We start from the raw sequence: 23,114 nt of genomic DNA, 5'->3' as shown, positions 1-23,114 counted from the left end.
ATTAACTCAATGCAGAAATAATGTCAAACTTCGTGACAATATGAAACTTACCGTCTTTCTTCTCAACCAAAACAGCATGTGTTTCTTTGTTAATCAGTTTGGAAACTTCTTCCAGCGTTGCCGTTTCTTTGACAACCGGGAACGAAGCATTCATGACAGACGAAATAGACGCGTCACGCAACTCCGGATTGTCAATCAACAACGAAAACAACGTGCTTTCATCGATGGATCCTACAAACGTTCCGTCTTTGATAACAGGAATTTGGGAAATATCATATTTGCGGATGCTCGCAATAGCGTGAGAAACCAATTCTTCTGCGTATAATGTTACCAATGGTTGATCAGAATGTTTGGCAATCAGGTCTCCTGCCGTTTTAATGTCTTCTTCGAGGAATCCTCGTTCACGCATCCAGTCATCGTTGAAGATTTTTCCAACGTAGCGTGAGCCATGATCGTGGAATAACACAACTACAACATCGTCTTCTTTTAATTCGTCTTTCAGTTGCAATAATCCGCCGATGGCTGCTCCCGCTGAGTTTCCTACGAAAATTCCTTCTTCACGTGCAAGTCTGCGAGTGTAATTAGCGGCGTCTTTATCCGTTACTTTTTCAAAACGATCGATGATGTCGAAATCCACGTTGGCCGGTAAAATGTCTTCACCGATTCCTTCCGTAATGTACGGGTAGATTTCATTTTCGTCAAACACACCTGTTTCTTTGTACTTTTTGAAAACAGAACCATAGGTATCAATTCCCCAGATCTTAATGTTCGGATTTTTTTCTTTCAGGTATTTTCCAACTCCGGAAATCGTTCCACCTGTCCCAACTCCAACAATAAAGTGTGTTATTTTTCCTTCTGTTTGTTCCCAGATTTCAGGTCCTGTCGATTCGTAATGTGCTTCCCTGTTTGATAAGTTATCGTATTGGTTTACATACCATGAATTCGGAATTTCTGTTGCCAGGCGTTTCGACACAGAATAGTATGAGCGGGGATCGGATGGTTCAACTGCAGTCGGACATACAACTACTTCGGCTCCTACAGCGCGCAGGATATCCATTTTCTCTTTGGATTGTTTGTCGTTCAGTACACAAATTAATTTATACCCTTTGATGATACATGCCAGTGCCAATCCCATCCCTGTATTTCCGGAAGTTCCTTCGATCACGGTTCCTCCTGGTTTGATCCAGCCTGCTTTTTCCGCATCTTCGATCATTTTCACAGCCATGCGGTCTTTTACTGAGTTGCCCGGGTTGGTTGTTTCTACTTTCGCTAAAACCGTAGCCTTTACGTCTTTTGTCAATCTGTTCAGTCGCACAAGCGGCGTATTTCCTATTGTTTCAAGAATGTTGTTGTAAATCTTCATATTGTTATAAAATTCTGAGAAGCAAAAGTAGGGAATACATTTTGAAATGAAGGAAGGTGAGGGAGAAAATTATGAATGTTGAATTGTTAAATGCTGATATTATTTATTCATACTCAGATAAAGGGAAATGTTCGTTCGAGAATGGCATTGTGATCAATAGTTGTTGATTGAAACGCACCGTAATTTAAGGAAGGTGTTTGTTTGAGCCGTAACTCAATGAATGCATCACTTATACATCCGGGAGATTGCTGTTTGAGGAGACATGCTTGCACAACCAACATCAGTTGTTCTGTTAATAACCGGGAAGATGCTTCCAGAATTGCCGAATCGTGCCGGAGGAGTGTTTGTAAGGTTGACAATACCCCCAGTATCGTTACATCCCCGGCTGCCATTTCCGTTAATTCCTCCAGGATCAATCGCACCAGTTCAGGTTCTTTATTGATTACCCGGAGTACATCCAGGCACATCACATTTCCGGACCCTTCCCAGATGGAGTTCACGGGAGCTTCTCTGAACAGGCGCGCCATGATACCATCTTCTACATAGCCGTTTCCTCCGAATGTTTCCATTGCTTCAGCTGTGAGTGTTTCTGCACGCTTACAGATCCAGTACTTAGCGGCGGGAGTGATGAATCGTTTCCATGCTTTTGCCGAATGCGTATCATCACCTTGTTCGAATGCTTCTGCCAGTTTCAGACAGATTACTTCAGCCGCTTCACTTTCCAGCGCAAAATCAACCAGTACATTGCGCATCAGCGGTTGATTGTATAAAGTGTTTCCGAAGGCTTTTCGCTTCCTGGTGTACGCAATTGCCTGAACGGTGGCCTGCCGGATGATTCCCGTACTTCCCAGGATGCAACAAAGTCGTGTATAATTGGCCATCTCAATGATGGTAGGAATTCCTCTCCCTTCTTCACCAATTAAAATTCCGTAAGCAGCTTTGAACTCTACTTCGCTGCTGGCGTTTGATTTGTTGCCCAGCTTATTTTTCAGTTGTTGAATTTCAATCGGATTTTTAGTGCCGTCGGGCTTCCACCGGGGAACAAAGAAACAACAGATTGAATCACTGTCATTGGTGCGTGCTACAACTAAATGTGCATCGCACATGGGAGCAGAGAAGAACCACTTGTGTCCGGTGATTGCATAGGCTTTTCCTCTTCCGGGCTCTCCGATCGGAGTCGCGGTTGTCATATTGGAGCGAACATCTGAACCACCTTGTTTTTCAGTCATTCCCATTCCGATCCAGATGGAGCGTTTGTGAGTAATCGGAATGTCGCGTTGATCGTATTCCCGGGAAACCAGTTTTTCTTTCAGTTGATTCCATAAATCCGGTTCTTTTTGTAAAACAGGAATGGATGCCAATGTCATCGTAGCCGGACACATGGACCCTGCTTCTACCTGCGATTGGAGGATGAAGTTGGCAGCGGTATAACTCCAGCGAAAAGGCGTGCTGTCTTCAAAAGGACGTGCAATCAACCCGGATGACTTACACCACGAAGAAAACAGATGCCAGGAAGGATGAAAATTCACCACATCGATCCGGTTGCCACGGTTGTCAAATGGTTTGAAAACGGGAGTGTATTCATTGGCGAGTTGCCCGTTTTGAAAAGCTTCGGGTGTTCCCAATTCTTCTCCGAAAGTTGTTAGTTCGGTCATTGCCCAGTTAGCATTGTGACGTTTGAAGTAGTTTGTTAAAACCGCATCTGTTGTAAATAAATTATACCCGGTTAACTCAGAGAACTGATTCGATACATGATGTGTTTTCCATTGATTTCCCATTGGTTTTCATTGAAAAGATTGAGATGCAATGTAGTAAAATATCAGGGATAAACGAAGTGATTAGTTATAAAATGATAGAATAGATTGTCAGGCGTAGGCAATTTTGAATAGATTTCGTTTCCCCTTAGGAGTGGGGATTAAGGGAGGGGCATGGATCTAATTAACAGCCGTCAATCCCATTTCTTCTCCCAATTGTAACATATAGGCATACGCTGCATCGTACTCATTCGGAATTTCTCCTTCAAGGATCGCATCTTTGATCCGGGTTTTGATATCACCGATTGCCTGGCAAGGTTCCAGGTTAAAGGTTTTGATAATGATTTTTCCACTGATCGGTGGTTGGAAGTTCCGTACCTTGTCTTTTTCTTCAACAGCTTTGAGTTTTTCGCGTACCAATTCAAAGTTTTGACGGTAACGTTTTACTTTAAACTCATTTTTGGAAGTAATGTCTGCATCACACAGAATCATCAAATCGTCAATATCGTCTCCTGCTTCAAACAACAAGCGTCTGACAGCCGAATCGGTTACATTTCCTTTGACCAGTGCAATCGGACGCAAGTGAAGTCGTACCAGTTTTTGTACGTATTTCATTTTGGCATCCAGTGGTAATTTTAACCGTGTGAAAATTTTCGGAACCATGCGTGCTCCTAAGTCTTCATGTCCGTGAAACGTCCAGCCGACCTTGTCATCGAATCGTTTCGTCGGCGGTTTAGCAATGTCGTGCATGATTGCTGCCCACCGCAACCAGAGGTCGTCACTGTTTACAGCTACATTATCCAGTACTTCGAGCGTATGGTAGAAATTGTCTTTATGTGATTTCCCGTTCTTGGTTTCGATTCCATGCAAGGCAACCATTTCCGGAAAAAAACGATGTAGTAATTTAGTGGAGTACAGTAGTTTAAATCCTCTGGAAGGAGTTTTTGAACAGATGATTTTATTCAACTCATCCATGATCCGCTCATTGGAGATAATATCCAACCGTTCGGAATTGTGAAGAATCGACTCCAGACACTTCGGATCAATTTTAAAATCCAATTGACTGGCAAACCGAATGGCGCGCATCATGCGCAACGGATCGTCACTAAATGTTACGTCGGGATCTAACGGTGTGCGAATGATGCTGTTTCTCAGGTCCTCCTGTCCGTTAAACGGATCGATCAACGTTCCGAAATTGTGGGCTTGTAGTGAGATTCCCATCGCATTGATGGTAAAATCCCGTCGGTCCTGATCGTCTTTCAGGGTTCCGTCTTCTACAATTGGTTTTCGTGAATCACGTTGATACGATTCTTTTCGCGCCCCGACAAATTCCACATCCAGATCTTTGTATCTGAAAGAAGCGGTACCGAAATTTTTGAACAACGATACTTTTTTGACTCGCAGACGTTCCGCTGCTTTTTCAGCAAGATCCATTCCGCTTCCTACCACAACGATATCAATGTCTTTTCGGGTTCTTTCCAGGAAAATATCCCGCACAAAACCTCCGATTACATATGCTTCCAGTGCTTCTTCTTCGACAATTTGCCGAACAACCTTGAACACGGGGTGTGTGAGATATGCTGAAAAATTCTCCATTTGGACCGCAAAGATAGTGAATTGCGACAAATTGTAGCAACCGATTTTTATGGAATTGCCCCATTTTGTAGCAACCCGGGATTTTGCAGGTGTGAAATACAACAGGTTTTTTTGGGTGATACAGACAAAAGAAAATTCTTTTATCTATATTTACGCTCTGCTAAATAGCTTATGAATATGAAAAAAGTAGCATTACTTCTCTTTACACTCCTTAATTACAGTCTTTATTCCCAGGTAGTTTCACTTTATTCGGACGATTTTGAATCAGGTGAAAATTTCACGTACATCCAGACGGCTGTCAATACATGGCGTGTTGCAACATGTGCCGGGAACGGGGTTTCAAGCCCGGGAACGAATGCGTTGTATGCTTCCAAAGGAGGGAGTAATCCCGGATGCGGAACGGACGGGATTGATCAATATGCCTTTTCAGCGGCCCCTCCGAGTACAACGGAGCGAATGACAGCATATGTTTCCGTAGATGGGAAATGTACCAATAACCACGCCGTGACGTTTGATTACAAATTAAATCCTTCAGACGGGAGTAACCGTGCGTTTGTGGTATATAGTCTCAATGGAGGAGCATTCTGGTTTGTACAGGATACATTGGAAAATGCTGCTGCGTGGACGACAATCACTGTTCCGTTGAGTGAAACAACATACAACCAGGATTTTCTGGTGGGCGTACGGTTTGAATACAGCAATGTAAGCGGATCCGGAGATCCGTTTGCAGTTGACAATTTTGAAGTGAACGGAATTGCTGCGAAAGCAAACATTCCATTAGATACAATGGCTGTCTGCGGCCAAACGACAATTGTTGTTACAGCCGACCCGTATTCCGGAGGGACAGGGAACTGGTTCCTGTTAAGCGGGCAGGGGACCTTCAACAATGCTGCAGCCAATCAAACGGGGGTAAACAACCTGGCGATCGGTGAAAGTGTGTTTACCTGGACAGTTACTTCTGCAAATTGCGGAAACTCAGTTGATACAATTGTGATCATTAATTCGCTGGCACCTTCCAATGCGAATGTCCAGGATACATTCTATGCCTGTGTGGCTGAACAATTGAATATTTCTACTTCTGCTCCGATGGCAGGTATCGGAACATGGACGTCTCCACAGGGAGCAACAATCGCTAATCCAAACAGTCCGGCAACAGTTGTAACGAATGTACCCAACGGGTGGAGCCAGTTGATCTGGACCATTTCATCTCCGGGATGTCCGTCGAAGGCTGATACAATGGATGTTTTCAAGACGGGAGGACAATCCATTCTCACAGCAGATACAACGATTTGTTTCGGAACAGATGCTGAACTCATTGTCACAGCAACACCAACTGATTCGTTGCAAACAGTCAATTGGTTATTTGGAATGGGGAACGGGCTGATTAATGAGTTGACTTCTGATTCCGTTGAAGTAAGTGGACTTCAGACAGGAGAAAACCACCTGATTTATGAAGTGACACATGCTTTGTGTCCGAAAGAATCGGATACGCTGCGCATTTACATCATGCCGTGTGAAGATTTTGAACCGGTGTTTCCAACGGTTATCACACCAAACGGAGACGGGAAAAATGATTTATTTATCATTCACAACCTGGAAAAAGTATACCCGAAATGCCAGATGACGATTTTCAACAGGCACGGAAGCATTGTTTACGAATCACCAGGTTACACGACTCCGTGGGATGGAACATTTAAAGGAGAAAAATTACCAATGGGAACTTATTTCTTCAAGTTGGAACTGAACGACGGTTCAAATACCATTTATAATGGCCCAATCAGTATTATACATTAATCATACGAATGAAATTTACAATGAAAAATAGTATTCTCATCGCATTATTATTCTGCAGCGGAGCACTTTTCTCGCAACAGGAGGCACAGTTTGCGTCCGCGTTTCAGAATCCATATATCTACAATCCTGCGGCAGGAGGATTGGCAAGTGTCACCCAAATTGATTTGATCGCACGTCTTCAATGGGTTGGTTACGGAGGAGGACCAAAAACAATTAATTTCAGTGGTCATTCTGTTGTGGGAGCGGGGAATAGCGCACGACTTCAGGAATACAACCCGGAAGGGAAATTCATGCATGCCCGTCCTGATGTTACGGTAGGTGCATTGAAACATGCTGTCGGAGGAAAAATAATGAGTGATGAAATCGGTGTATTCAACAAAGTTGGCGTATACGGGAGCTATGCGATTCATCTTCCTGTAACAAAAGAATTTAACATCGGCGCGGGAGTTGGTTTAGGTTGGGGAAATTACCGGATTAACAGCAACAGAGTTATTTTGCATGATGAAATGGATGATGCTTATGCCATGGCACTTGGAAATACGGCTCAACAGCATATTTTTGATGCAAATGCAGGGTTGGTATTCTACGGGAAGGGATTGTTTTTCGGCGCGAGTATGACGCATGCATTAAAAAATAAAGCAAAGTTCAGTAGTGTTGAAACGCAAAGTTTTTACAACCGGCATTACTTCCTGCAACTTTCTTATGGCTTGAAGGTAGGGAAGAGTGTATTGGAACCGGGGGTGATTGCAAAATTTGCTGATAACTCACCAGTTAATCTCGACTTCGGAGCGCGTTTTATTTATAAAAATGCAATGTGGCTGGGAGTATATGGAAGAACAAGCAATAATCTCGTATTCCAGTTCGGGACAACAGTGGTGGAAAATATTTACATCAGTTATGCGTACGAGCACAGTATCGGGAAAATTCGAAATGCGGCAAGTGGCACACACGAAATTCAACTGGGAATTTATATCGGTAAGCGTGTGAAGAAAGTGAAAGCGTCGGATGCTGAAAATACAGAGCAGAAAAAAGAAGAAAAATCCAACGCAGGAACCGAAGAGAACAAATAATCGGTTATTATAAAGCAATTCGGATTAATAACAACGATCAGATCATTCTCTTGATTGCCGAGAAGCTATGGGTGTAGTATTCACCGGAGTAATGTAGAATTCCTTTTTGATCGTACCGGTCAATGCGCACCTGACCGCTGGCGTGAATGATTTCATTGTCGTCTTTGATAATCCCGACATGAATTACTTTTCCGTTCTCATTGCTGAAAAACAGGACATCTCCGGGAAGCCGTTCTTCAAAATCAATACTTGTTCCGTATTCAACCTGCTGGGAAGCATCCCGCGGGAGATTGATTTCCAGGAAGCGAAATACCTGTTGTGTGAGGCCTGAACAGTCAATTCCAAAAGGAGTTTTTCCACCCCACAAGTAAGGAGCGTTGAGGTACTCAAGTGCAATCGCCACCGGATTGCCCCCGACCTTTTCATCCGGTTCCCCGGCAAGGAAGTATTCATCATTCCCGATCGAAAACGAATCCTTTACATGAAATGGTACAAATGAACCTTTAACGATCAATTGCTTTCCCCAGGGAGTGATCAACTCCGTGATTAAATTGCGTTGGTAAGATAACCCGTCCAACCATCTGCCAGCTTCTTTTTTTGAGAGTTTTCGCAGTTGCTTCGGATCCACCCAACCGATGTAATTGTCCTGGTATGTTCGGATTTTCCACCATTTCTCCTGCTCTTCCATTACATCCACCATTTCTCCAAACAACAACTGTGTAACCATTTCACTGCTATCTTTCGCATCTTCCCTCACAGGAGCAATCGCGACTTTGCAATAGGCGGATATTGAACTCATGGTTGCGGGAATTTAGGGTGCTGAATTAGATTGATGACTTGTTGAATATGCCGCTGGTTGTGATAAACGACCAGTAATAAGGTGTCACCAAACCGGAATTTGATAACATTGTTGCCAACCAGACGTATTTTTGCTTTTCTGATATTGATTGTTTTTGCGCGTTCCAGGATGTTCAGCAATTCTTTTTGACTTGCCAAAAAATCAGCAATAACATGTTCTGTAACGATTGATTTTACAATCAGCGGGTTGTAGAGTCGTGCTGCTTTCATCTTTCGTTTCACATTTCTCGCATTCCCGAGCTTCATTGATTTCCACATGCTTTTTCCCAATGGAGAGGAAAGAAATAAATCTTTGGGTTCCCGGAATTTGGTGGTGTCAATTTTTTTTGAGAATGCAGAATGATAGTATTTCGCGTGTTCGTACACGTGAGCAATGACTTCTTTCACGTTCCATACATCCTGGCGTGGTTTCCAGTTGAGTTGCTCAGGAGTTAACGGCAAGACATTTTGTTCCAGGTAGTGTATGTTTTCTTTCGTAACGTTCTCTAACTCGCTGAATAATGCCTGCGTTGTCATGATGTGGGTTTATTTATAGCGGATAAAAATATAAAAAATATGTTTTGAAACGAAAGACTTGTGCAGAGTTTAACGATAATTTATGCGTCTCTATGGTTTTGGAGGTAAAAAAGATGTGAATTCGGAACTTATATCTATTTTTGTGCTTCATAGAAGAGCTAAACGTTATGATTTTAAGCATTGCCGGTTTTTTTAAAATGGTGTTGATGATTATCGGAGGATTGATTGTCCTGAGATTGATAGGTCAATTGCTCATTGCGAAAAGAAACATGGAAGAGGAGAGAAGGATGAATCAGGCAAACAGACAGTTTGAAACAGAGAAAAAAGAAAAACTGAAAACATTCGGAAGAACACGGATTGTGAAAAAGGATGAGGTGAAGGGGGGAGTTCAGGATGTCGATTATGAAGAAATAAACTAATTAGCGGAAGAATTAAACGACCAAAATACGCAAAAAAGCCGCTTCTGATCAGAAGCGGCTTTTCTCATTCTATAACACCAGTTAATTACCGTACTTTAAATTCTACACGTCGGTTTTTCGCTTGCTTGATATCGTCTTCATCGCTGGTTGTGATTTCAGAACTTTGTTCTGCACTTCCTTGCGGAGCAGCAATCAGGCGCGTTTCACCAATTCCTTTTTCTGTCAGGTACGTGAAAATAGCATTCACACGTTTGCTGTCCATTCCCTGGAAGAATTGCTGATCTTCGGCAGCTTGATCTTCAGCAGCATCTGAGAATCCGTTGATTTGTAATTTCATATTCGGATTGTCTTTCATCTGCTTCACGATGATGTTCAGAACATCTTCTCCCGCTTTTGTCAAATCTGTTTTTCCAAATCCGAAAAATACCTGAAGTGATTCAACTTTCTTCGCCGGCGTCATATCGTCAGAGATGTTGATCGCTTTTTGATATACCGTTTTTGAATAACCTTCCGTAGGGTCTGTCGGAGCGCAGTCACATGGATTGCTTTCGTCGATTACCGTCACGGAAATATTGTCCACATAATAATAAGCTGCCGCAATCAGCGCAACTTTAGAACTTGAATTCTTTTTGTTCCGTACGTTCTTTGTATTTTCATTGGATGTAAAGTTTCCGATGGTAATGTATTTTTCACCGCCTTCTGCTTCAAACACACCACACACGCGATCCCATCCGAATGGCGCATTGAAAATTTTGTTGTTTTCATCCAACACATGTGTTTTTTCAATGATGCTTTCTTTTGCCTCTGTTCCGAATGCTTTCTTTGAAAAGTGAACACCGATTTGGTTGGAAGCGTACGAAGAAGCTTCAGCCATGGAAACATGAAACTGAACACAGTATTTTTCTCCTTTTTTCAATGGAACTTCTAATTTATTGGCAACATACGTACGTGGTACTTTGTTGTTGTGGGAATACGTGACAATTCCCGCATAATTAGAACCGTCTTTTGCTTCTTCTGTTCCGTAAATATTGGATGGAGCATCAATTTCAGGTAATTTCTTATTCGGAATGAATAAATCCGCTCTGGCTCCTGTCGGGGAGTACCAGCCGATTGCACTTTCGATGCTTCCCAATTTTTTAGGTTGCTTGTCAACAGATTCAAAACTTCCGTTAGAAACAAGGCTCTCTGCTTGTTGTCCCATGGCAATTGTAGTAGAAAGGCCTATCATTGCCACCGCGATTGATCTTTTCATGTTATTTGTATTGAATTTCATAGTTTTTTACAGTTTTAATAAATGTTTTAACCTTCTCAGGATCAACATCCGGATAAACTCCGTGACCCAAATTTACAATATGTCTTTTACTTGTAAAGGTATCCAACATACTTTTTGTTAAATTTTCCACATCTTTGTGTGAAGCATACAGCACACACGGATCTAAATTTCCCTGTAATGTTCTGTTTTCTCCCACATGAACGCGAATGTCTTTTACGTCCATATTCCAGTCCAAACCTACTGTGTTGCAATTCAGATCTGCAATGTTCTGCAAAGAAGTATACGCTCCTTTTGAGAAAAGGGTTACAGGTACATCTGTTATTGCATCCACAATTTGCTGTAAATACGGTAAGCTGAATTCCAGGTACTGAGCATGTCCCAAAACGCCTGCCCATGAATCAAATACCTGGATCATGTGCGCACCGGCAGCAACCTGGGCTTTCAGATAGGAAACAGTTACCTTTGTAATACGTTGTAACAACTCATGTGCCAAAGTCGGATTGGTATACAAAAGCTTGCGTGCTTCGGAGAATGTTTTTGACCCGTGGCCTTCTGTCATGTAACAAAAGATTGTCCATGGAGCGCCTGCGAACCCGATGAGTGGAACACGTCCGTTCAGTTCTTTATTGGTGATGCGGATGGCTTCAGTAACGTATCCCAGACGGTCTTCAACGTCAAAATCAGTTTCGGCAAGTTTGACCAGGTCATCCGTTGATTTAACGGTATTCTCAAACCAGGGGCCTTTTTTCTCAATCATCTGGTATTCACATCCCATTGCTTCAGGAACAACAAGGATGTCTGAAAAGATGATTGCAGCATCTACCCCGAGAAGATCAACGGGTTGAATGGTAACTTCGGCAGCCAATTCAGGAGTTTCCACAAGTTCCTTAAACCCGGAGAGACTGTTTCTCACTGCCCGGTATTCCGGTAAAATTCTTCCGGCCTGACGCATTAACCATACAGGATAGCGTTCAATTGCTTCTCCTTTTGCTGCTCTTAAAAGTAAATCGTTTTGAATCATTAGGGTGTAAAGATATATATATTCTGTTCATTATATGGATTCGTCCAACTCAACGACCGCAAGTGGAATTTCAAGCGATTCAATAAATACTTCCACTTTCTTGTTGTATACGTTGGTCAACAATACCAATTGTGTTTTCGATTCCAGGCTTTCAATCAGTCGTTTTAATTCCGCTTGTTTGTGATTGGATAAACATTCGTCCAGATCATCAACAATAAATAAATCCAGTAATTTGAGATTGATTCCGTTTTGCAGGTACAACTCAAAAATTCGTTTCGGATTGCCAATAATGATTTCCGTTCCGTCAAAAATGTCATTGCGCTGCTGAATACTGTTGCCCTTGTCGTGAATCAGATCCGCAGTAACATCCAGTTTCCGGCAAACCGGAGCGATCTTTTTGTGAAGTGCTTCTGCCTTCTCGATGCTGTTCGTTAGTAAAATAGCGCGTGGAGAACCCTCATATTCCTGGTTGACTTTATTAAAAATGGAAACCAGTGCCGTTGTTGTCTTTCCGGAAGAAACCGGTGCCGAGATCAATACGTTTTTACCCGATTTGATAGTCGAGAAAAGGGATTTGGCAGCATCAACGAGTGATTCAATTGGTATGGTTTTTAATGCTTCAACAACTTCCGGTTTTAACTTTTTAAACGACATCTTTTAGGATTTTACGGCTAAATTAATGGTTCTTTTACAGAATGTGAAGTTATTGCGGGATTGTTTTCTGTTTTTTTGAAGCTGTAAAATTATTTTTTCTCCTTTTTTTGTTAAAAATATTAACAGTGTTAATTTTTTGATTTATTTTTGACCTCATGAAAGCAGAAGATAAAAAATCAAAACGCAAAGAAGATGTCAAAAAAACAATCTTAAACGCGGCAAAAAAATTGTTTGTGGAAGAAGGCTATCAGTCTGCTTCAATCCGGAAAATTGCTGCGGAAATAGGTGTTAGCCCTACGACGATTTATTTGTATTATAAAGATAAAAGTGATATTGCTTATGCGTTGCATCAGGAAGGATTTTTAGTGTTGAAAACACTGTTCTCTTCACTTGTTTCGGTAGAAGATCCTTTTGAGCGATTAAAGGCCATCGGTAGAACGTATATCCGGTTTGCTTTGGAGAGTCCGGATTTTTACGAACTGATGTTTATAATGAAGGACCCGATGGATCACCTGGATGCTGATTCCGGTGAGGAGTGTTGGGAAGAAGGGAAACAGGTGTTTGAGTTTTTAGTGTTTACAATCGAAGAATGCCAGCAGAAAGGATATTTTGTAGGAAGCGATGTGAGTTCTACAGCTTTACAAGCCTGGGCTACTGTTCATGGATTGTGTTCACTGTTTATTTCGACACATTTGCAAAAAGTAGGAGAAGAGTGTTTGTCACAGGAAGATACAGAGTTGTTATTGGAAACAGCCTTTAAGACGTATGTGCATTTCCTTGAACAGACAAAAAACAATCATAAATAACACTGTTAACTATGCGTAAAATAACACTAAAAGCGGTTATCCTGGTATCCCTGTTGTTGCACCTGCCGGTTTGGGGTCAGGGTGAGGTGTTAGAAGGATATCTCCAACAAGGATTACAGAGTAATCTGGTATTGCAGCAACGCAATTTATCCCTTCAAAATGCACTCTATGCACTGAAACAGGCACGTAATCTCTACATTCCGTCCCTTGATTTTCAGGCAGGATATACCACAGCGGAAGGAGGTCGTGATATTCAGCTTCCGGTCGGAGATATGTTGAATCCCGTATATTCCACACTGAATCAGTTTATGGGGCAAAATGCATTTCCTCTCATTGAAAACCAGCAAATCAATTTCTTACCGAAAAATTATTACGATGCACGCATTCGTTTGTCGGTACCGATTTTGAATATGGACATTATTCACAACAAGCGAATCCAGGAAAAACAATGGATGATCCGCGAGAATGAAGTGGAAATTTACCAGCGGGAATTGGTGAAGGAAATTAAAACGACTTATTACAGCTATCTGAGCGCATTGAAAGCGGTGGAAATTCACCAAAATGCGATTCAACTTGCCGAAGAAGGGAAGCGCACCAATGAGAAACTGATTGAAGCCGGAAACGGATTGCATGCATATGTGCTGCGCTCGGAAACGGAAATTGCACAGGCAACAGCAAAATTGAATGCTGCAGAACTGCAACTGAAAACAGTGCAACGGTATTTTAATGCGTTGCTCAACCGGGAAGCGGATGCTACCATTGAAGCTGCAGGTACAGAACGGATTATTCCATTTATTGAAACAACCACTGTTTCTGCACAGGACAGGGAAGAGCTGGAGTCAATGGAGTACATGGTTACGCTGCGGGAAGATGTCGTTCGGATGAACAAACAGGTATTTGTCCCCAAATTGAATGGATTTGCAGATGCCGGGTCACAGGCAGAAGGATTTAAGTTCAATGAACAGTCCCGGTATTACATGGTCGGATTGCAACTGAACATTCCGATTTTTAACGGAAACAGAAATACCCTGAAAGTAAAGGAAGCGAAAAATGAAGTGGAAATTGCAAAACTCCAAAAAGCGTACGCAGAACAGCAATTGGATGTTGCAGTGACTTCAGCTTACAACGAAGTGTTAGCGAGTAAGTCAAATTATGAAACAACACTCAAACAACTGGAAATGGCTGAAACGTATTTCCGGTTAATTGATAAAGGATATGCGGCGGGAGTCAATACGTACATCGAAACAGTTGATGCCCGTACGCAACTGACGGCAGCAAAGCTGGCAACTTCGGTGTATTACTACCAGTTACTGACGGCTTTGGCTAAACTGGAACGCGAGACTGCATCTTATCCCATACCAACCAATCAACAATCAAAATGAGACGAGTTATGAAACGAACAATGAAGACAATTATCAATTATCTGCCACTTCTTTTTCTTGCTGTGTTAGCCTCGTGCGGTCATGATGAAACCGGGGAGGATGGATTAAACGTACAGGAATCTGTTCCTGTTTCAGTGCTTTCTCTGAAGCAGGGAAAAGGAGAGTCTCTGACTGAAACAACGGGATTGTTCTCAACAGATGATGAAACACTGTTGTCATTCAAAAACGGGGGAGTCATTGAACGGATTTACGTCAAAGAAGGAGATTTGGTAAAAAAGGGGCAATTGCTGGCGATCTTAAATATGACCGAAATCAATGCAAAAGCAGCGCAGGCGAAGTTGGGACTTGAAAAAGCGGAGCGGGATTTCAACCGTGCTAAAAAGTTGTATAGAGATAGTGTTGTGACATTGGAGCAGTTTGAAAATGCAAAAACAGCGTATGAAGTAGTACAGCAGGACTGGAAAGCAATTCAATTCAACCTCCGCTATTCGGAGATTCGTGCAACGACAGACGGATATGTATTGTTGCGCCTGGCAAACGAAGGCCAGATTGTTGGTGCGGGAACTCCCGTGGTACAAATCAATGGAGCCGGAAAAGGAAACTGGATTGTGAAAATCGGAGTCTCTGATCGCCAATGGGCAACAATTCAGGAGGGAGATTCTGCTGTAATTACAACAGACGCATTCCCGGATAAAATTGCAGCTGTGGTTTCCCGGAAATCAGAAGGATTGGACCCGAATTCAGGGACATTCAGTGTTCAGGTACAACCGGTATCACTGGGGAAACTGGCGGTTGCTTCGGGAATGTTTGCAAAAGTTACAATCTACGGACAAGCGACTGATTCCTGGTTGATTCCTTATGAATCACTGTTGGATGGAGATGCCGGAAGAGGATATGTATTCGTCACGAACGATCAGCAAGTGGCCCGGAAGGCTGAAGTTAAAATCGGAGCGATTCAGCGCGACAACGTATTGATCACCTCAGGATTGGAGAATAGTAAATTCCTGATTGTTTCAGGAAGCCCTTACCTGAAAGACGGAGCGAAAATCAAGGTAGTGAACAAGTAATCTGACGAGCATGAGTATTATTAAATATCCCATTAAAAATTACCAGTTCACATTAATTATCGTAGTGATGATCATTCTTGTGGGGGTAAGTACTTTGACAAGTATGCCACGTGCAGAAGATCCGGATATGAAAGCGCCAAGCTTTCCTGTTGTTGTTGTATATCCCGGAACCAGTCCGAAAGACATGGAACAATTAATCGTCAAACCGTTGGAAGCCCGGTTTTATGGACTGGACCGGATCAAGCGAATCAAAACAAAGATTACAAACGGATTGGCATTTTTATTTGTTGAATATGAACATGGCTCGGAATACGATACGAAATTTCAGGAACTCATCCGCGAACTGAGTGCTGCGCAACAAGAGGACCTGCCGGAAGGAATCTACAGTGCACAGGTATTGGAAATTGACCCGACGGGAGTAAATGTGATTCAGGCGGCATTGATATCCGAAAATGCGTCCCGTGCTACCATGAAAAAAATCTCGGATGATCTGAAAGCAGAACTGGAGAAGGTCAAAGCATTGAAGAAAGTAACCATTCACGGTTTGCCGGAACAACTCATCCGCGTAGATGTACATCCCGACCGGTTGTCCCAAATGAGCATTCCCCTTACACAAGTAATGGATGCGATCGGGAGCGAAGCATCAAACATTCCTGGTGGGAGTATCCATGCGGGACAAAAATCATTCAGCGTAAAAACCAGTGGGAATTACCAGAGCATCGAACAGATTCAAAACACAATTGTTTCCAGCTACCAGGGAAAAAATGTAGCGCTAAAGGAGGTTGCTGATGTCTATCCGGACTTTGCTCCGGATAACCACATTACCCGTTTGAACGGATACAGGTGTTTATTCATAACTGCTGCTCAGAAAGGGGGAATGAACATCAGTGAAACACAGAAAGGCTATCAGAAAGTACTGAGTGAATTCAAAGAAACACTGCCGGATAATGTGGATCTGGTCGTCAATTTTGACCAGGCGGAAAATGTCAACAAACGCCTGAGTGGGTTGGGAGTAGATTTTATTATCGCAATCGGGTTGGTGTTGATAACCTTATTGCCCCTGGGAACGCGCGCATCCATGGTGGTGATGATTGCCATACCGCTGTCGTTAGCCATTGGTATCGTTATTCTGAATGTATTCGGCTTTTCTCTTAACCAGCTAAGTATTGTTGGATTTGTTGTCGCGCTTGGTCTGGTTGTAGACGATAGTATCGTTGTTGTGGAAAACATTGAACGCTGGATGCGGGAAGGCTATTCGCGAAGAGATGCGGCAATCATGGGAACAAAACAAATCGCATTGGCGGTTGTGGGGTGTACGGCAACATTGATCATTGCATTCATGCCCCTGATGTTCATGCCCGAAATGTCCGGTGATTTTATCCGGAGTATGCCGTCTGCTGTGATTGGCTCTGTTGTGGCATCCATGTTTGTCGCCTTGCTGGTTGTTCCGTTTCTTTCCAGTATCTTGTTGAAACCGCATGCGCACCCGGAAGGAAACATTGTCTTGAGAACGTTTCAGCGAATCATTCATGCAACATACGCTGTGTGGTTGGATAAAGCGTTGAAACGCCCGGTTGTAACAGTCTTTATTGCACTGGGAATCTTCATCGGAGCACTGGCAATGATTCCTGTACTGGGATTCAGTTTGTTCCCAGAGTCTGAAAAACCGCAGTTCATGATAACCATTTCGCCGCCGCCGCAATCCAATATTTTTCACTCGGATAGTCTTGCACGTCTCATTGAAAACGATTTGAATAAGTACGAGCAGGTGAAGTTCTATGCAAGCAATGTCGGAAAAGGAAATCCACGGATTTATTACAACCTGGATCAGGCGAGTGAACGGGAGGATTACGCGGAAATTTTTGTGCAATTGCACGATCATGTCAACGCCAAAGAGAAACTGCAGCTGATCGATACCTTGCGTAAGAAATGGTTTTCGTTTCTGGGGGCAAAAGTCGAAGTGAAGAACTTCGAACAGGGAGTTCCGATTCTTTCTCCGGTTGAAGTACGGCTGTTCGGTGATAACCTGGATACGTTGCGGAATCTTGCAGCACATGTGGAAACAATGTTGCTGAATACAAAAGGAACCGTATATGTAAACAACCCGGTGGCGAATAATAAGTCGGATTTCAAAGTAAATGTAAACAGAGAAAAAGCACTGGCATTGGGCGTTCCCACTGTCTCCATTGATCGGACGGTACGAATGGCATTGGCAGGATTGGATGTAGCGACTTATTCAGATCCTTCAACAGATGATAACGATTATAAAATAAGGGTAAGTATGCCCCGGAACAGTTATCCGGATTTGTCCGTCTTCGATGAAATTTTTGTGAACAACGTGCAGGGAACTGCGGTTCCGCTGAGCCAACTTGCTACAATCGAAATGGAAGCCTCTCCGTCGACGATTAATCACATCAACAGAACACGGGTGGTGTATGTCAATTCATTTGTACAGAAAGGATTTACCAATGATAAAGTAATTGATGATGTCATCGGGCAAATGGAACAAATGAAAATGCCTTCCGGATACCATTACGAAATGGGAGGTGAAGTGGAAAGCCGCCAGGAATCATTTGGTGGATTTGGTACCATTATCGTGATTACAATGTTTCTGTTTATTGCGGTGTTGATACTTGAATTTAAAACATTCAAGAGTACGTTGATTGTTTTGTCGGTGATTCCGCTGGGAATTGTCGGTGCCGTTGTGGCATTGTGGCTGACGGGGAATACACTTTCCTTTGTTGCAACGATCGGACTGGTGGCACTGGCGGGAATCGAAGTGAAAAATACCATCTTGCTGGTTGACTTTACCAATCAGTTACGACGGGAAGGAATGGAGTTAAATGAAGCGATTGAAAAGGCAGGTGAATTACGCTTTTTACCGATTATCCTGACAACGTTGACAGCGATCGGAGGATTATTGCCGATTGCATGGTCGAGCAACCCGATGATCTCGCCGTTGGCTATTGTTATGATCGGAGGATTGATCAGTTCTACCTTGCTTTCACGAATCGTAACACCGGTGGTGTACAAATTGATCCCACCGAAGATTGAAGATACAAACGAATAATAAACTTGACTGATTAATGCATCAAAAGCACTTCGTGGAGAATAACTGCGGGGTGCTTTTGTTTTTCTACCCGTCTTTCTTAGTTTTGTTACAGATACAATAAAATGGTGAAGAAAAAGGCGGTTTTTAACTGGAGTGGGGGAAAGGATTCTGCACTGGCCTTAAGCATGGTTCTGAATGACGATGCATTTGAAGTTGTTGCATTACTGACGACCGTATACGCGGCGACATCTAAATCGTTAATGCACGGTATTCCCCTCGAATTGTTGACCAGGCAGGCTGAAAGCATTGGAATTCCGTTGCAGCCGGTTTATTTGGATACCGATGGACGATCGGACCGGATGGAGGCAATTGTCATGAAGTACAAAGAGCAGGGAGTGACACACTTTGTGTTTGGTGATATTTTCCTGGAAGACATTAAAGCATACCGGGAAAGTAAACTACATCCGTACGGAATTGAAGTCGTGGAACCTTTGTGGGGAAAAACTTCAGAAGAAGTGATGAAAGCGTTCTTTGCAACAGGAATCAGGTCAACGATTGTTGTCACGCAGGCGGACAAATTAGATGAAACCTATATTGGCAAAGACTTGTCACCTGCTTTGATTGAATCCTTTCCGGAAGACGTCGATCTTTGCGGTGAAAATGGGGAATACCATACATTTTCATACGCAGGAGCTTTGTTCAAAACACCTGTTGCACATACAATCCGGGATGTCGTGAAATTGTCTTACGATTTGCAGTTGGATACTGGTGAAAAAAGAACGATTGACTATTGGCAGGCGGTGATGGTTCTCTAATCGTTGATGCTGGATTAAGAGGGAGGACCGTCTCTTGAAGGAAGGTTTATCCTAAAAGATGGAAGTTAAAAAATGTTGAAAACGAGTTTACTATCGTTTGTGGTGTTATTTTTGTTAAAGTAAACGGAATTTTTAACCATCACAACGTTATGTTAAACTTGAAACAATACCTTTTGATTAGTAGTTGTTTAATTGCTTTTGGAAGTAATGCACAACTCAAAAGCGGTTTCGATGCAGCTGAAGCCCGCGACCTGATCCGGATTTGTAACAGCTTCGGCTATCTGGATTTGTACGGAAATGACACCGATATTTTACCGTCCGGCTACAAAAAAACGTATACATCACCCGCGTATGGGATGGATAATAAATTCCAGGTATATACGAACGGGAATACGGCTGTCATCAATTTCAGAGGTTCTACTTCCAGACAGTCCAGCTGGTTGGAAAACCTATATGCATCGATGATTCCGGTCAAAGATAAAATTGTTGTCAACGGAAAGGAGTTTCCTTACCAGGTAGCTGAGAAAGAATCCAGCCGGGTGCATGCTGGCTATACGCTGGCCGTTTACTTTTTTAAGGATGACCTGCTGAAGCAACTCAATGAACTCAATAAAAAGGGAATCTACGATATCTACATTACCGGGCATTCTCAGGGAGGCGCACTGGCACAGGTTGTACGTGCTTACCTGGATTACTTACCGGAGAAAGAACTTAGCAAAAAAAACACATTCAAAGTCTATGCATTTGCCAATCCGATGGTGGGGAATGCTTCCTTTGCAAAAGAATACACAAAGAAATATTGCGATCCGGGAATGAGTTTCCTGGTCCACAACCCGACTGATTTTGTAACGAAACTACCGGTCAGCTACAACGATAGTACATTCTGGCAGGCTAACCTGACGGAATTTTTGATGAATAGCAATGAGTTTTCAATGTCTGGCGCTGCAATGGAGGGAGCATTGTACTTTTTCAAAGACAGGGTAAACGAACTGGCAAAGAACATGTCAAAAAACATCGAGGCTCAGTTACTGAAAGAATTAGGAGAAATCAAAATGCCGGCATTTCATGAAGATATCAACTACGTGCATACCGGTAACCTGATCAAGATTTCTGCAACAGAGTACCCGTTGGAATTGAAGGATTCGACTATTCTGAAAAACGATTCGCTGATGAAGGTCTACAAACGGGATGCAAATGGTGTGTTTGAAAATAAAAGTTTGTACAAAAAACAAAGCTTTACGGATCAACACAAAGCGTACAATTATTATACGGCTATTCTGAAAGACTATTTTCCGGATGATTATAGCGGATTGAAGCAAAAATATTTTGTCCTGCCGAAAAAAGAGAAAAAGTAATTGATTTCGGGATCTGTTAACCTTCAGAGTACAAGCTAACGGGAAGCAGAACAGTCATTTTCTTTGATGGTAAACCAGATGACCGGTTGCTCTCGATTCGGGTCGGTAACAACCAGAACGGGATAATGAAGCACCAATGATGACCCGGTTGTACGGACACATTCGCTCAGCAGTAATTTCCCTTCCTTAAATGAATACCATTCAATCTGGTAGTTCGTATTCTTTTTTAGTTCTTCAACTTTCAGGCGGTTTTTTACAGAAGGCATGTCCCATGAAATATCCGTTAGTCTCGAAACGGTAGGATCATCGTTCAGGTTAAGTAAACAGCCATAACTGTCGTCAATACGTTTGGTATACACGTTGTACGAGCGATTGCGAACATATCCGACGGAGGTGCTGCGGTCGTGGGAGAGGTAGTACTGTAATTCCAGTGCTGCTTTGCCTTTTTTGCTGCGTGTAATCCGTGCCTGTTGCCTTCCTTGAATCCACTCTCCGTTACCGTTTTCCAGCGTACGGATTACCTCCGGACTATTCATGTGTTGTTGGGCATTGATTGTCGCTGACCATAGAAAACTATCCCGGACAACCCGCCCTTCCCACAGGTGATAACCGGCGACACCGGTAAATCCGGCAACCATTGCATCGGTATAACTACCTGTAAATTGTGAGCACTCGTGTGCACCATCTCCGTCACCGAATTCAGATAATAACACAGGTTTTCCTGACCAGTCATTGAAATCAAAAACAGATTTTGCACGTGAGTTCTCGCCGGGTTCAAACAAGTTGTTTTCCTCTGATTTACGGATAACATATTTGTTGAATTCCCGGGAATAAAAGTTGATGCCGATCAAATCTACGTTTTCCAGAAGCAAGCTTTGATCCATGCGCACATCCTTTTTATCGGGACGCCATACATACATTGTATAATCAACTCCGATCAGGTGATGGGTATGATTCATTTTTTCTTTGATGTATGAACTGATACGCCGCTGATAATTCTCAATGGCCGCAAATACTTTTTCCTGAAGCGGGTTCGTATTGTCTTCGTATGGTTTTAATCCTGCCAACGGATTCGTGTTTACATTAAACGGTTCGCTCAGCAGTTCAAATTCATAGATAGCTGTTGAATAACCATACCTTGAAATGTAGTACCTGGTTCGTTGTTCGTGGTATTTTAAATCCTCTTCTTCCAGGAAGGTCTCATACGGTTGCTTTCCTCCGATTTCCTTTGGACGATCGTTGTAGCAATAAAGTGGATAGGGTGTTTCGGAATAATAGACGGTGTCATTTTCCCAGATTTCCCACTTTTCCCAGTCCCAAAGCGACATTCGATAAATATCATACACACAGAGTGGGGTATGTATGAGCATGTTGAACATAATAAATGCATCGTGTGCTTCACATACATCCAATAACTTGTCTTGTTCCCAGGCATAGTGAAGCCGGTCGTAATAATTTCCTTTTTTCTCAAATTCAATCAAAGTGGCCCACGGAGACTGAATCGTCCGGATGTATTTCCCTCCCCGTTCCAGGTAATCCGTTACTTTTTGCAGGTAGAAATCCCATTCTTTTGTATTGGTGGCTTTAAATGTCGTTTGCGGACTGAGCAGGTTGTTTCCCAGGTACTCTGTTTTCAATCCCCATTCCAACCCGTGTTCATCCGGTCCTGCAAAATTATGTCCCACAGGGAAGATGATTTCTCCGCCGCGAACCAGGTTTTTTTTATTGGGATGAACGGAAACATATCCCGGGTTTCCGCTTTCTGTTACATGAAAGACAAACCAGGGGATTTCGTAGGCAGTTTCACCTTTAATTTTAATTGCTGTTTTGGCCATCCACTGACCGTTTTCGGGCGGAGCGAAGCGAACTCTGAACGGGTAGCCGGTACCGATATCGTCCCAGTCATCTGTATGTGGGTTTTCAATGTACTCCCGGTGATAATACCCGTCAATTGTTTTTAGAATACCTGTTGCAGGATGGTAGAAATACGTCTCCACATCAACGTCCCATTCCACAAAAGGATTCAACTCATCTGCATCGCGTCCTTCGGAGAATAAAAAGTGATTGATGCGTTGAAGTACTTCGTGCGGAAGTTTTACCCCCAATTCCAGTTTTTTGTATTTTAAAATGGTGGTTGTTGTAGAGTAGTTAACCAGCACCAGTTCCATTCCATCCGGTGTCTTTCCCAGTAAGGGATAATTTTCATGACGGACGTGTACCGGAAACGGGTGGATTTGTCCGAAAGCAATCCAGACGGAGAATGTATACAGAAAATGAATAAAGTACTTCATCGTTTTTTCAAAAATGAAAGCCAGTTTA

Annotated in this window: 18 protein-coding genes; 9 read left to right on the top strand and 9 right to left on the bottom strand. The window is 42.8% G+C overall.

The features are described 5' to 3' along the window. Position 1 precedes the first annotated feature (1 nt). The 3 genes from H9Y05_RS11735 to H9Y05_RS11725 all read right to left on the bottom strand — a co-directional run bounded on the left by H9Y05_RS11735 (position 2) and on the right by H9Y05_RS11725 (position 4,713). Complete coding sequence (locus tag H9Y05_RS11735; protein ID WP_216714395.1) at positions 2 to 1,363, bottom strand: pyridoxal-phosphate dependent enzyme; 1,362 nt, start codon at positions 1,361 to 1,363, stop codon at positions 2 to 4. A 113-nt stretch (positions 1,364 to 1,476) separates the two neighbouring features. Then, complete coding sequence (locus tag H9Y05_RS11730; protein ID WP_216714394.1) at positions 1,477 to 3,141, bottom strand: acyl-CoA dehydrogenase family protein; 1,665 nt, start codon at positions 3,139 to 3,141, stop codon at positions 1,477 to 1,479. A 156-nt stretch (positions 3,142 to 3,297) separates the two neighbouring features. Then, positions 3,298 to 4,713 (bottom strand): CCA tRNA nucleotidyltransferase, encoded by a 1,416-nt coding sequence (locus H9Y05_RS11725; RefSeq protein WP_216714393.1) that lies wholly within the window; start codon positions 4,711 to 4,713, stop codon positions 3,298 to 3,300. A 177-nt stretch (positions 4,714 to 4,890) separates the two neighbouring features. Between H9Y05_RS11725 and H9Y05_RS11720 the strand changes: the two genes are divergently transcribed. Continuing rightward, on the top strand, positions 4,891 to 6,507 hold the full coding sequence (locus H9Y05_RS11720) for a gliding motility-associated C-terminal domain-containing protein (RefSeq protein ID WP_163491920.1): 1,617 nt from the start codon (positions 4,891 to 4,893) through the stop codon (positions 6,505 to 6,507). 20 nt (positions 6,508 to 6,527) lie between these two features. Further along, a complete protein-coding gene (locus H9Y05_RS11715) occupies positions 6,528 to 7,577 on the top strand; it encodes a PorP/SprF family type IX secretion system membrane protein (protein ID WP_216714392.1) in 1,050 nt (349 codons plus the stop codon). Positions 7,578 to 7,614: 37 nt separating this feature from the next. On the opposite strand, the gene H9Y05_RS11710 is transcribed toward H9Y05_RS11715, so the two are convergent. Beyond that, positions 7,615 to 8,376, bottom strand: a complete 762-nt coding sequence (locus H9Y05_RS11710; protein ID WP_163491918.1) for a C40 family peptidase — start codon at positions 8,374 to 8,376, stop codon at positions 7,615 to 7,617. Beyond that, on the bottom strand, positions 8,373 to 8,951 hold the full coding sequence (locus H9Y05_RS11705) for a DinB family protein (protein WP_163491917.1): 579 nt from the start codon (positions 8,949 to 8,951) through the stop codon (positions 8,373 to 8,375). The genes H9Y05_RS11710 and H9Y05_RS11705 overlap by 4 nt, the downstream gene beginning before the upstream one ends. A 167-nt stretch (positions 8,952 to 9,118) precedes the next feature. Between H9Y05_RS11705 and H9Y05_RS11700 the strand changes: the two genes are divergently transcribed. Beyond that, positions 9,119 to 9,370 (top strand): hypothetical protein, encoded by a 252-nt coding sequence (locus H9Y05_RS11700; protein WP_216714391.1) that lies wholly within the window; start codon positions 9,119 to 9,121, stop codon positions 9,368 to 9,370. Between the two features lie 85 nt (positions 9,371 to 9,455). On the opposite strand, the gene H9Y05_RS11695 is transcribed toward H9Y05_RS11700, so the two are convergent. The 3 genes from H9Y05_RS11695 to H9Y05_RS11685 are packed head-to-tail and all read right to left on the bottom strand — an operon-like array spanning position 9,456 to position 12,318. Then, positions 9,456 to 10,622 carry an OmpA family protein gene (locus H9Y05_RS11695; RefSeq protein WP_216714390.1) on the bottom strand — a complete coding sequence of 389 codons (1,167 nt, stop codon included), beginning with the start codon at positions 10,620 to 10,622 and terminating at the stop codon, positions 9,456 to 9,458. A gap of 1 nt (position 10,623) precedes the next feature. Further along, complete coding sequence (hemE, locus tag H9Y05_RS11690) at positions 10,624 to 11,664, bottom strand: uroporphyrinogen decarboxylase (protein WP_216714389.1); 1,041 nt, start codon at positions 11,662 to 11,664, stop codon at positions 10,624 to 10,626. 30 nt (positions 11,665 to 11,694) lie between these two features. Next, a complete protein-coding gene (locus H9Y05_RS11685; protein ID WP_163491913.1) occupies positions 11,695 to 12,318 on the bottom strand; it encodes a DEAD/DEAH box helicase in 624 nt (207 codons plus the stop codon). 155 nt (positions 12,319 to 12,473) lie between these two features. On the opposite strand from H9Y05_RS11685, the gene H9Y05_RS11680 reads away from it, so the two are divergent. From H9Y05_RS11680 to H9Y05_RS11655, 6 genes are all read left to right on the top strand, one after another. Continuing rightward, the gene (locus H9Y05_RS11680) at positions 12,474 to 13,124 is read left to right on the top strand and encodes a TetR/AcrR family transcriptional regulator (RefSeq protein WP_163491912.1); all 651 of its coding nucleotides are present in this window, start codon (positions 12,474 to 12,476) and stop codon (positions 13,122 to 13,124) included. A gap of 11 nt (positions 13,125 to 13,135) precedes the next feature. Further along, positions 13,136 to 14,506 (top strand): TolC family protein, encoded by a 1,371-nt coding sequence (locus H9Y05_RS11675; protein WP_216714388.1) that lies wholly within the window; start codon positions 13,136 to 13,138, stop codon positions 14,504 to 14,506. Positions 14,507 to 14,514: 8 nt separating this feature from the next. Beyond that, on the top strand, positions 14,515 to 15,573 hold the full coding sequence (locus H9Y05_RS11670; protein WP_216714387.1) for an efflux RND transporter periplasmic adaptor subunit: 1,059 nt from the start codon (positions 14,515 to 14,517) through the stop codon (positions 15,571 to 15,573). Positions 15,574 to 15,583: 10 nt separating this feature from the next. Further along, positions 15,584 to 18,643: an efflux RND transporter permease subunit gene (locus tag H9Y05_RS11665; RefSeq protein ID WP_216714386.1), complete on the top strand. Its 3,060-nt coding sequence runs from the start codon at positions 15,584 to 15,586 to the stop codon at positions 18,641 to 18,643. Between the two features lie 104 nt (positions 18,644 to 18,747). Further along, a complete protein-coding gene (locus H9Y05_RS11660; RefSeq protein ID WP_216714385.1) occupies positions 18,748 to 19,440 on the top strand; it encodes an adenine nucleotide alpha hydrolase in 693 nt (230 codons plus the stop codon). A 173-nt stretch (positions 19,441 to 19,613) separates the two neighbouring features. Continuing rightward, positions 19,614 to 20,795, top strand: coding sequence for a lipase family protein (locus tag H9Y05_RS11655; RefSeq protein WP_163491908.1), 1,182 nt, complete (start codon positions 19,614 to 19,616; stop codon positions 20,793 to 20,795). A gap of 35 nt (positions 20,796 to 20,830) precedes the next feature. On the opposite strand, the gene H9Y05_RS11650 is transcribed toward H9Y05_RS11655, so the two are convergent. Then, positions 20,831 to 23,086, bottom strand: a complete 2,256-nt coding sequence (locus H9Y05_RS11650; protein WP_216714384.1) for a DUF5060 domain-containing protein — start codon at positions 23,084 to 23,086, stop codon at positions 20,831 to 20,833. Positions 23,087 to 23,114: the final 28 nt, after the last annotated feature.

It is taken from the genome of Taishania pollutisoli (assembly GCF_014518315.1).
GTDB classification, from domain to species: domain Bacteria; phylum Bacteroidota; class Bacteroidia; order Flavobacteriales_D; family Crocinitomicaceae; genus Taishania; species Taishania pollutisoli.
Note: the sequence above shows the minus strand (reverse complement) of the source record. Positions and strands in the feature narration are given on the sequence as shown.

Bases quoted from the DNA above. Each gene is read 5' to 3' on its own strand.
- H9Y05_RS11735 (WP_216714395.1), bottom strand. From the start codon at position 1,363: ATGAAGATTTACAACAACATTCTTGAAACAATAGGAAATACGCCGCTT.
- H9Y05_RS11730 (WP_216714394.1), bottom strand. From the start codon at position 3,141: ATGGGAAATCAATGGAAAACACATCATGTATCGAATCAGTTCTCTGAG.
- H9Y05_RS11725 (WP_216714393.1), bottom strand. From the start codon at position 4,713: ATGGAGAATTTTTCAGCATATCTCACACACCCCGTGTTCAAGGTTGTT.
- H9Y05_RS11720 (WP_163491920.1), top strand. From the start codon at position 4,891: ATGAAAAAAGTAGCATTACTTCTCTTTACACTCCTTAATTACAGTCTT.
- H9Y05_RS11715 (WP_216714392.1), top strand. From the start codon at position 6,528: ATGAAAAATAGTATTCTCATCGCATTATTATTCTGCAGCGGAGCACTT.
- H9Y05_RS11710 (WP_163491918.1), bottom strand. From the start codon at position 8,376: ATGAGTTCAATATCCGCCTATTGCAAAGTCGCGATTGCTCCTGTGAGG.
- H9Y05_RS11705 (WP_163491917.1), bottom strand. From the start codon at position 8,951: ATGACAACGCAGGCATTATTCAGCGAGTTAGAGAACGTTACGAAAGAA.
- H9Y05_RS11700 (WP_216714391.1), top strand. From the start codon at position 9,119: ATGATTTTAAGCATTGCCGGTTTTTTTAAAATGGTGTTGATGATTATC.
- H9Y05_RS11695 (WP_216714390.1), bottom strand. From the start codon at position 10,622: ATGAAAAGATCAATCGCGGTGGCAATGATAGGCCTTTCTACTACAATT.
- hemE (WP_216714389.1), bottom strand. From the start codon at position 11,664: ATGATTCAAAACGATTTACTTTTAAGAGCAGCAAAAGGAGAAGCAATT.
- H9Y05_RS11685 (WP_163491913.1), bottom strand. From the start codon at position 12,318: ATGTCGTTTAAAAAGTTAAAACCGGAAGTTGTTGAAGCATTAAAAACC.
- H9Y05_RS11680 (WP_163491912.1), top strand. From the start codon at position 12,474: ATGAAAGCAGAAGATAAAAAATCAAAACGCAAAGAAGATGTCAAAAAA.
- H9Y05_RS11675 (WP_216714388.1), top strand. From the start codon at position 13,136: ATGCGTAAAATAACACTAAAAGCGGTTATCCTGGTATCCCTGTTGTTG.
- H9Y05_RS11670 (WP_216714387.1), top strand. From the start codon at position 14,515: ATGAAACGAACAATGAAGACAATTATCAATTATCTGCCACTTCTTTTT.
- H9Y05_RS11665 (WP_216714386.1), top strand. From the start codon at position 15,584: ATGAGTATTATTAAATATCCCATTAAAAATTACCAGTTCACATTAATT.
- H9Y05_RS11660 (WP_216714385.1), top strand. From the start codon at position 18,748: ATGGTGAAGAAAAAGGCGGTTTTTAACTGGAGTGGGGGAAAGGATTCT.
- H9Y05_RS11650 (WP_216714384.1), bottom strand. From the start codon at position 23,086: ATGAAGTACTTTATTCATTTTCTGTATACATTCTCCGTCTGGATTGCT.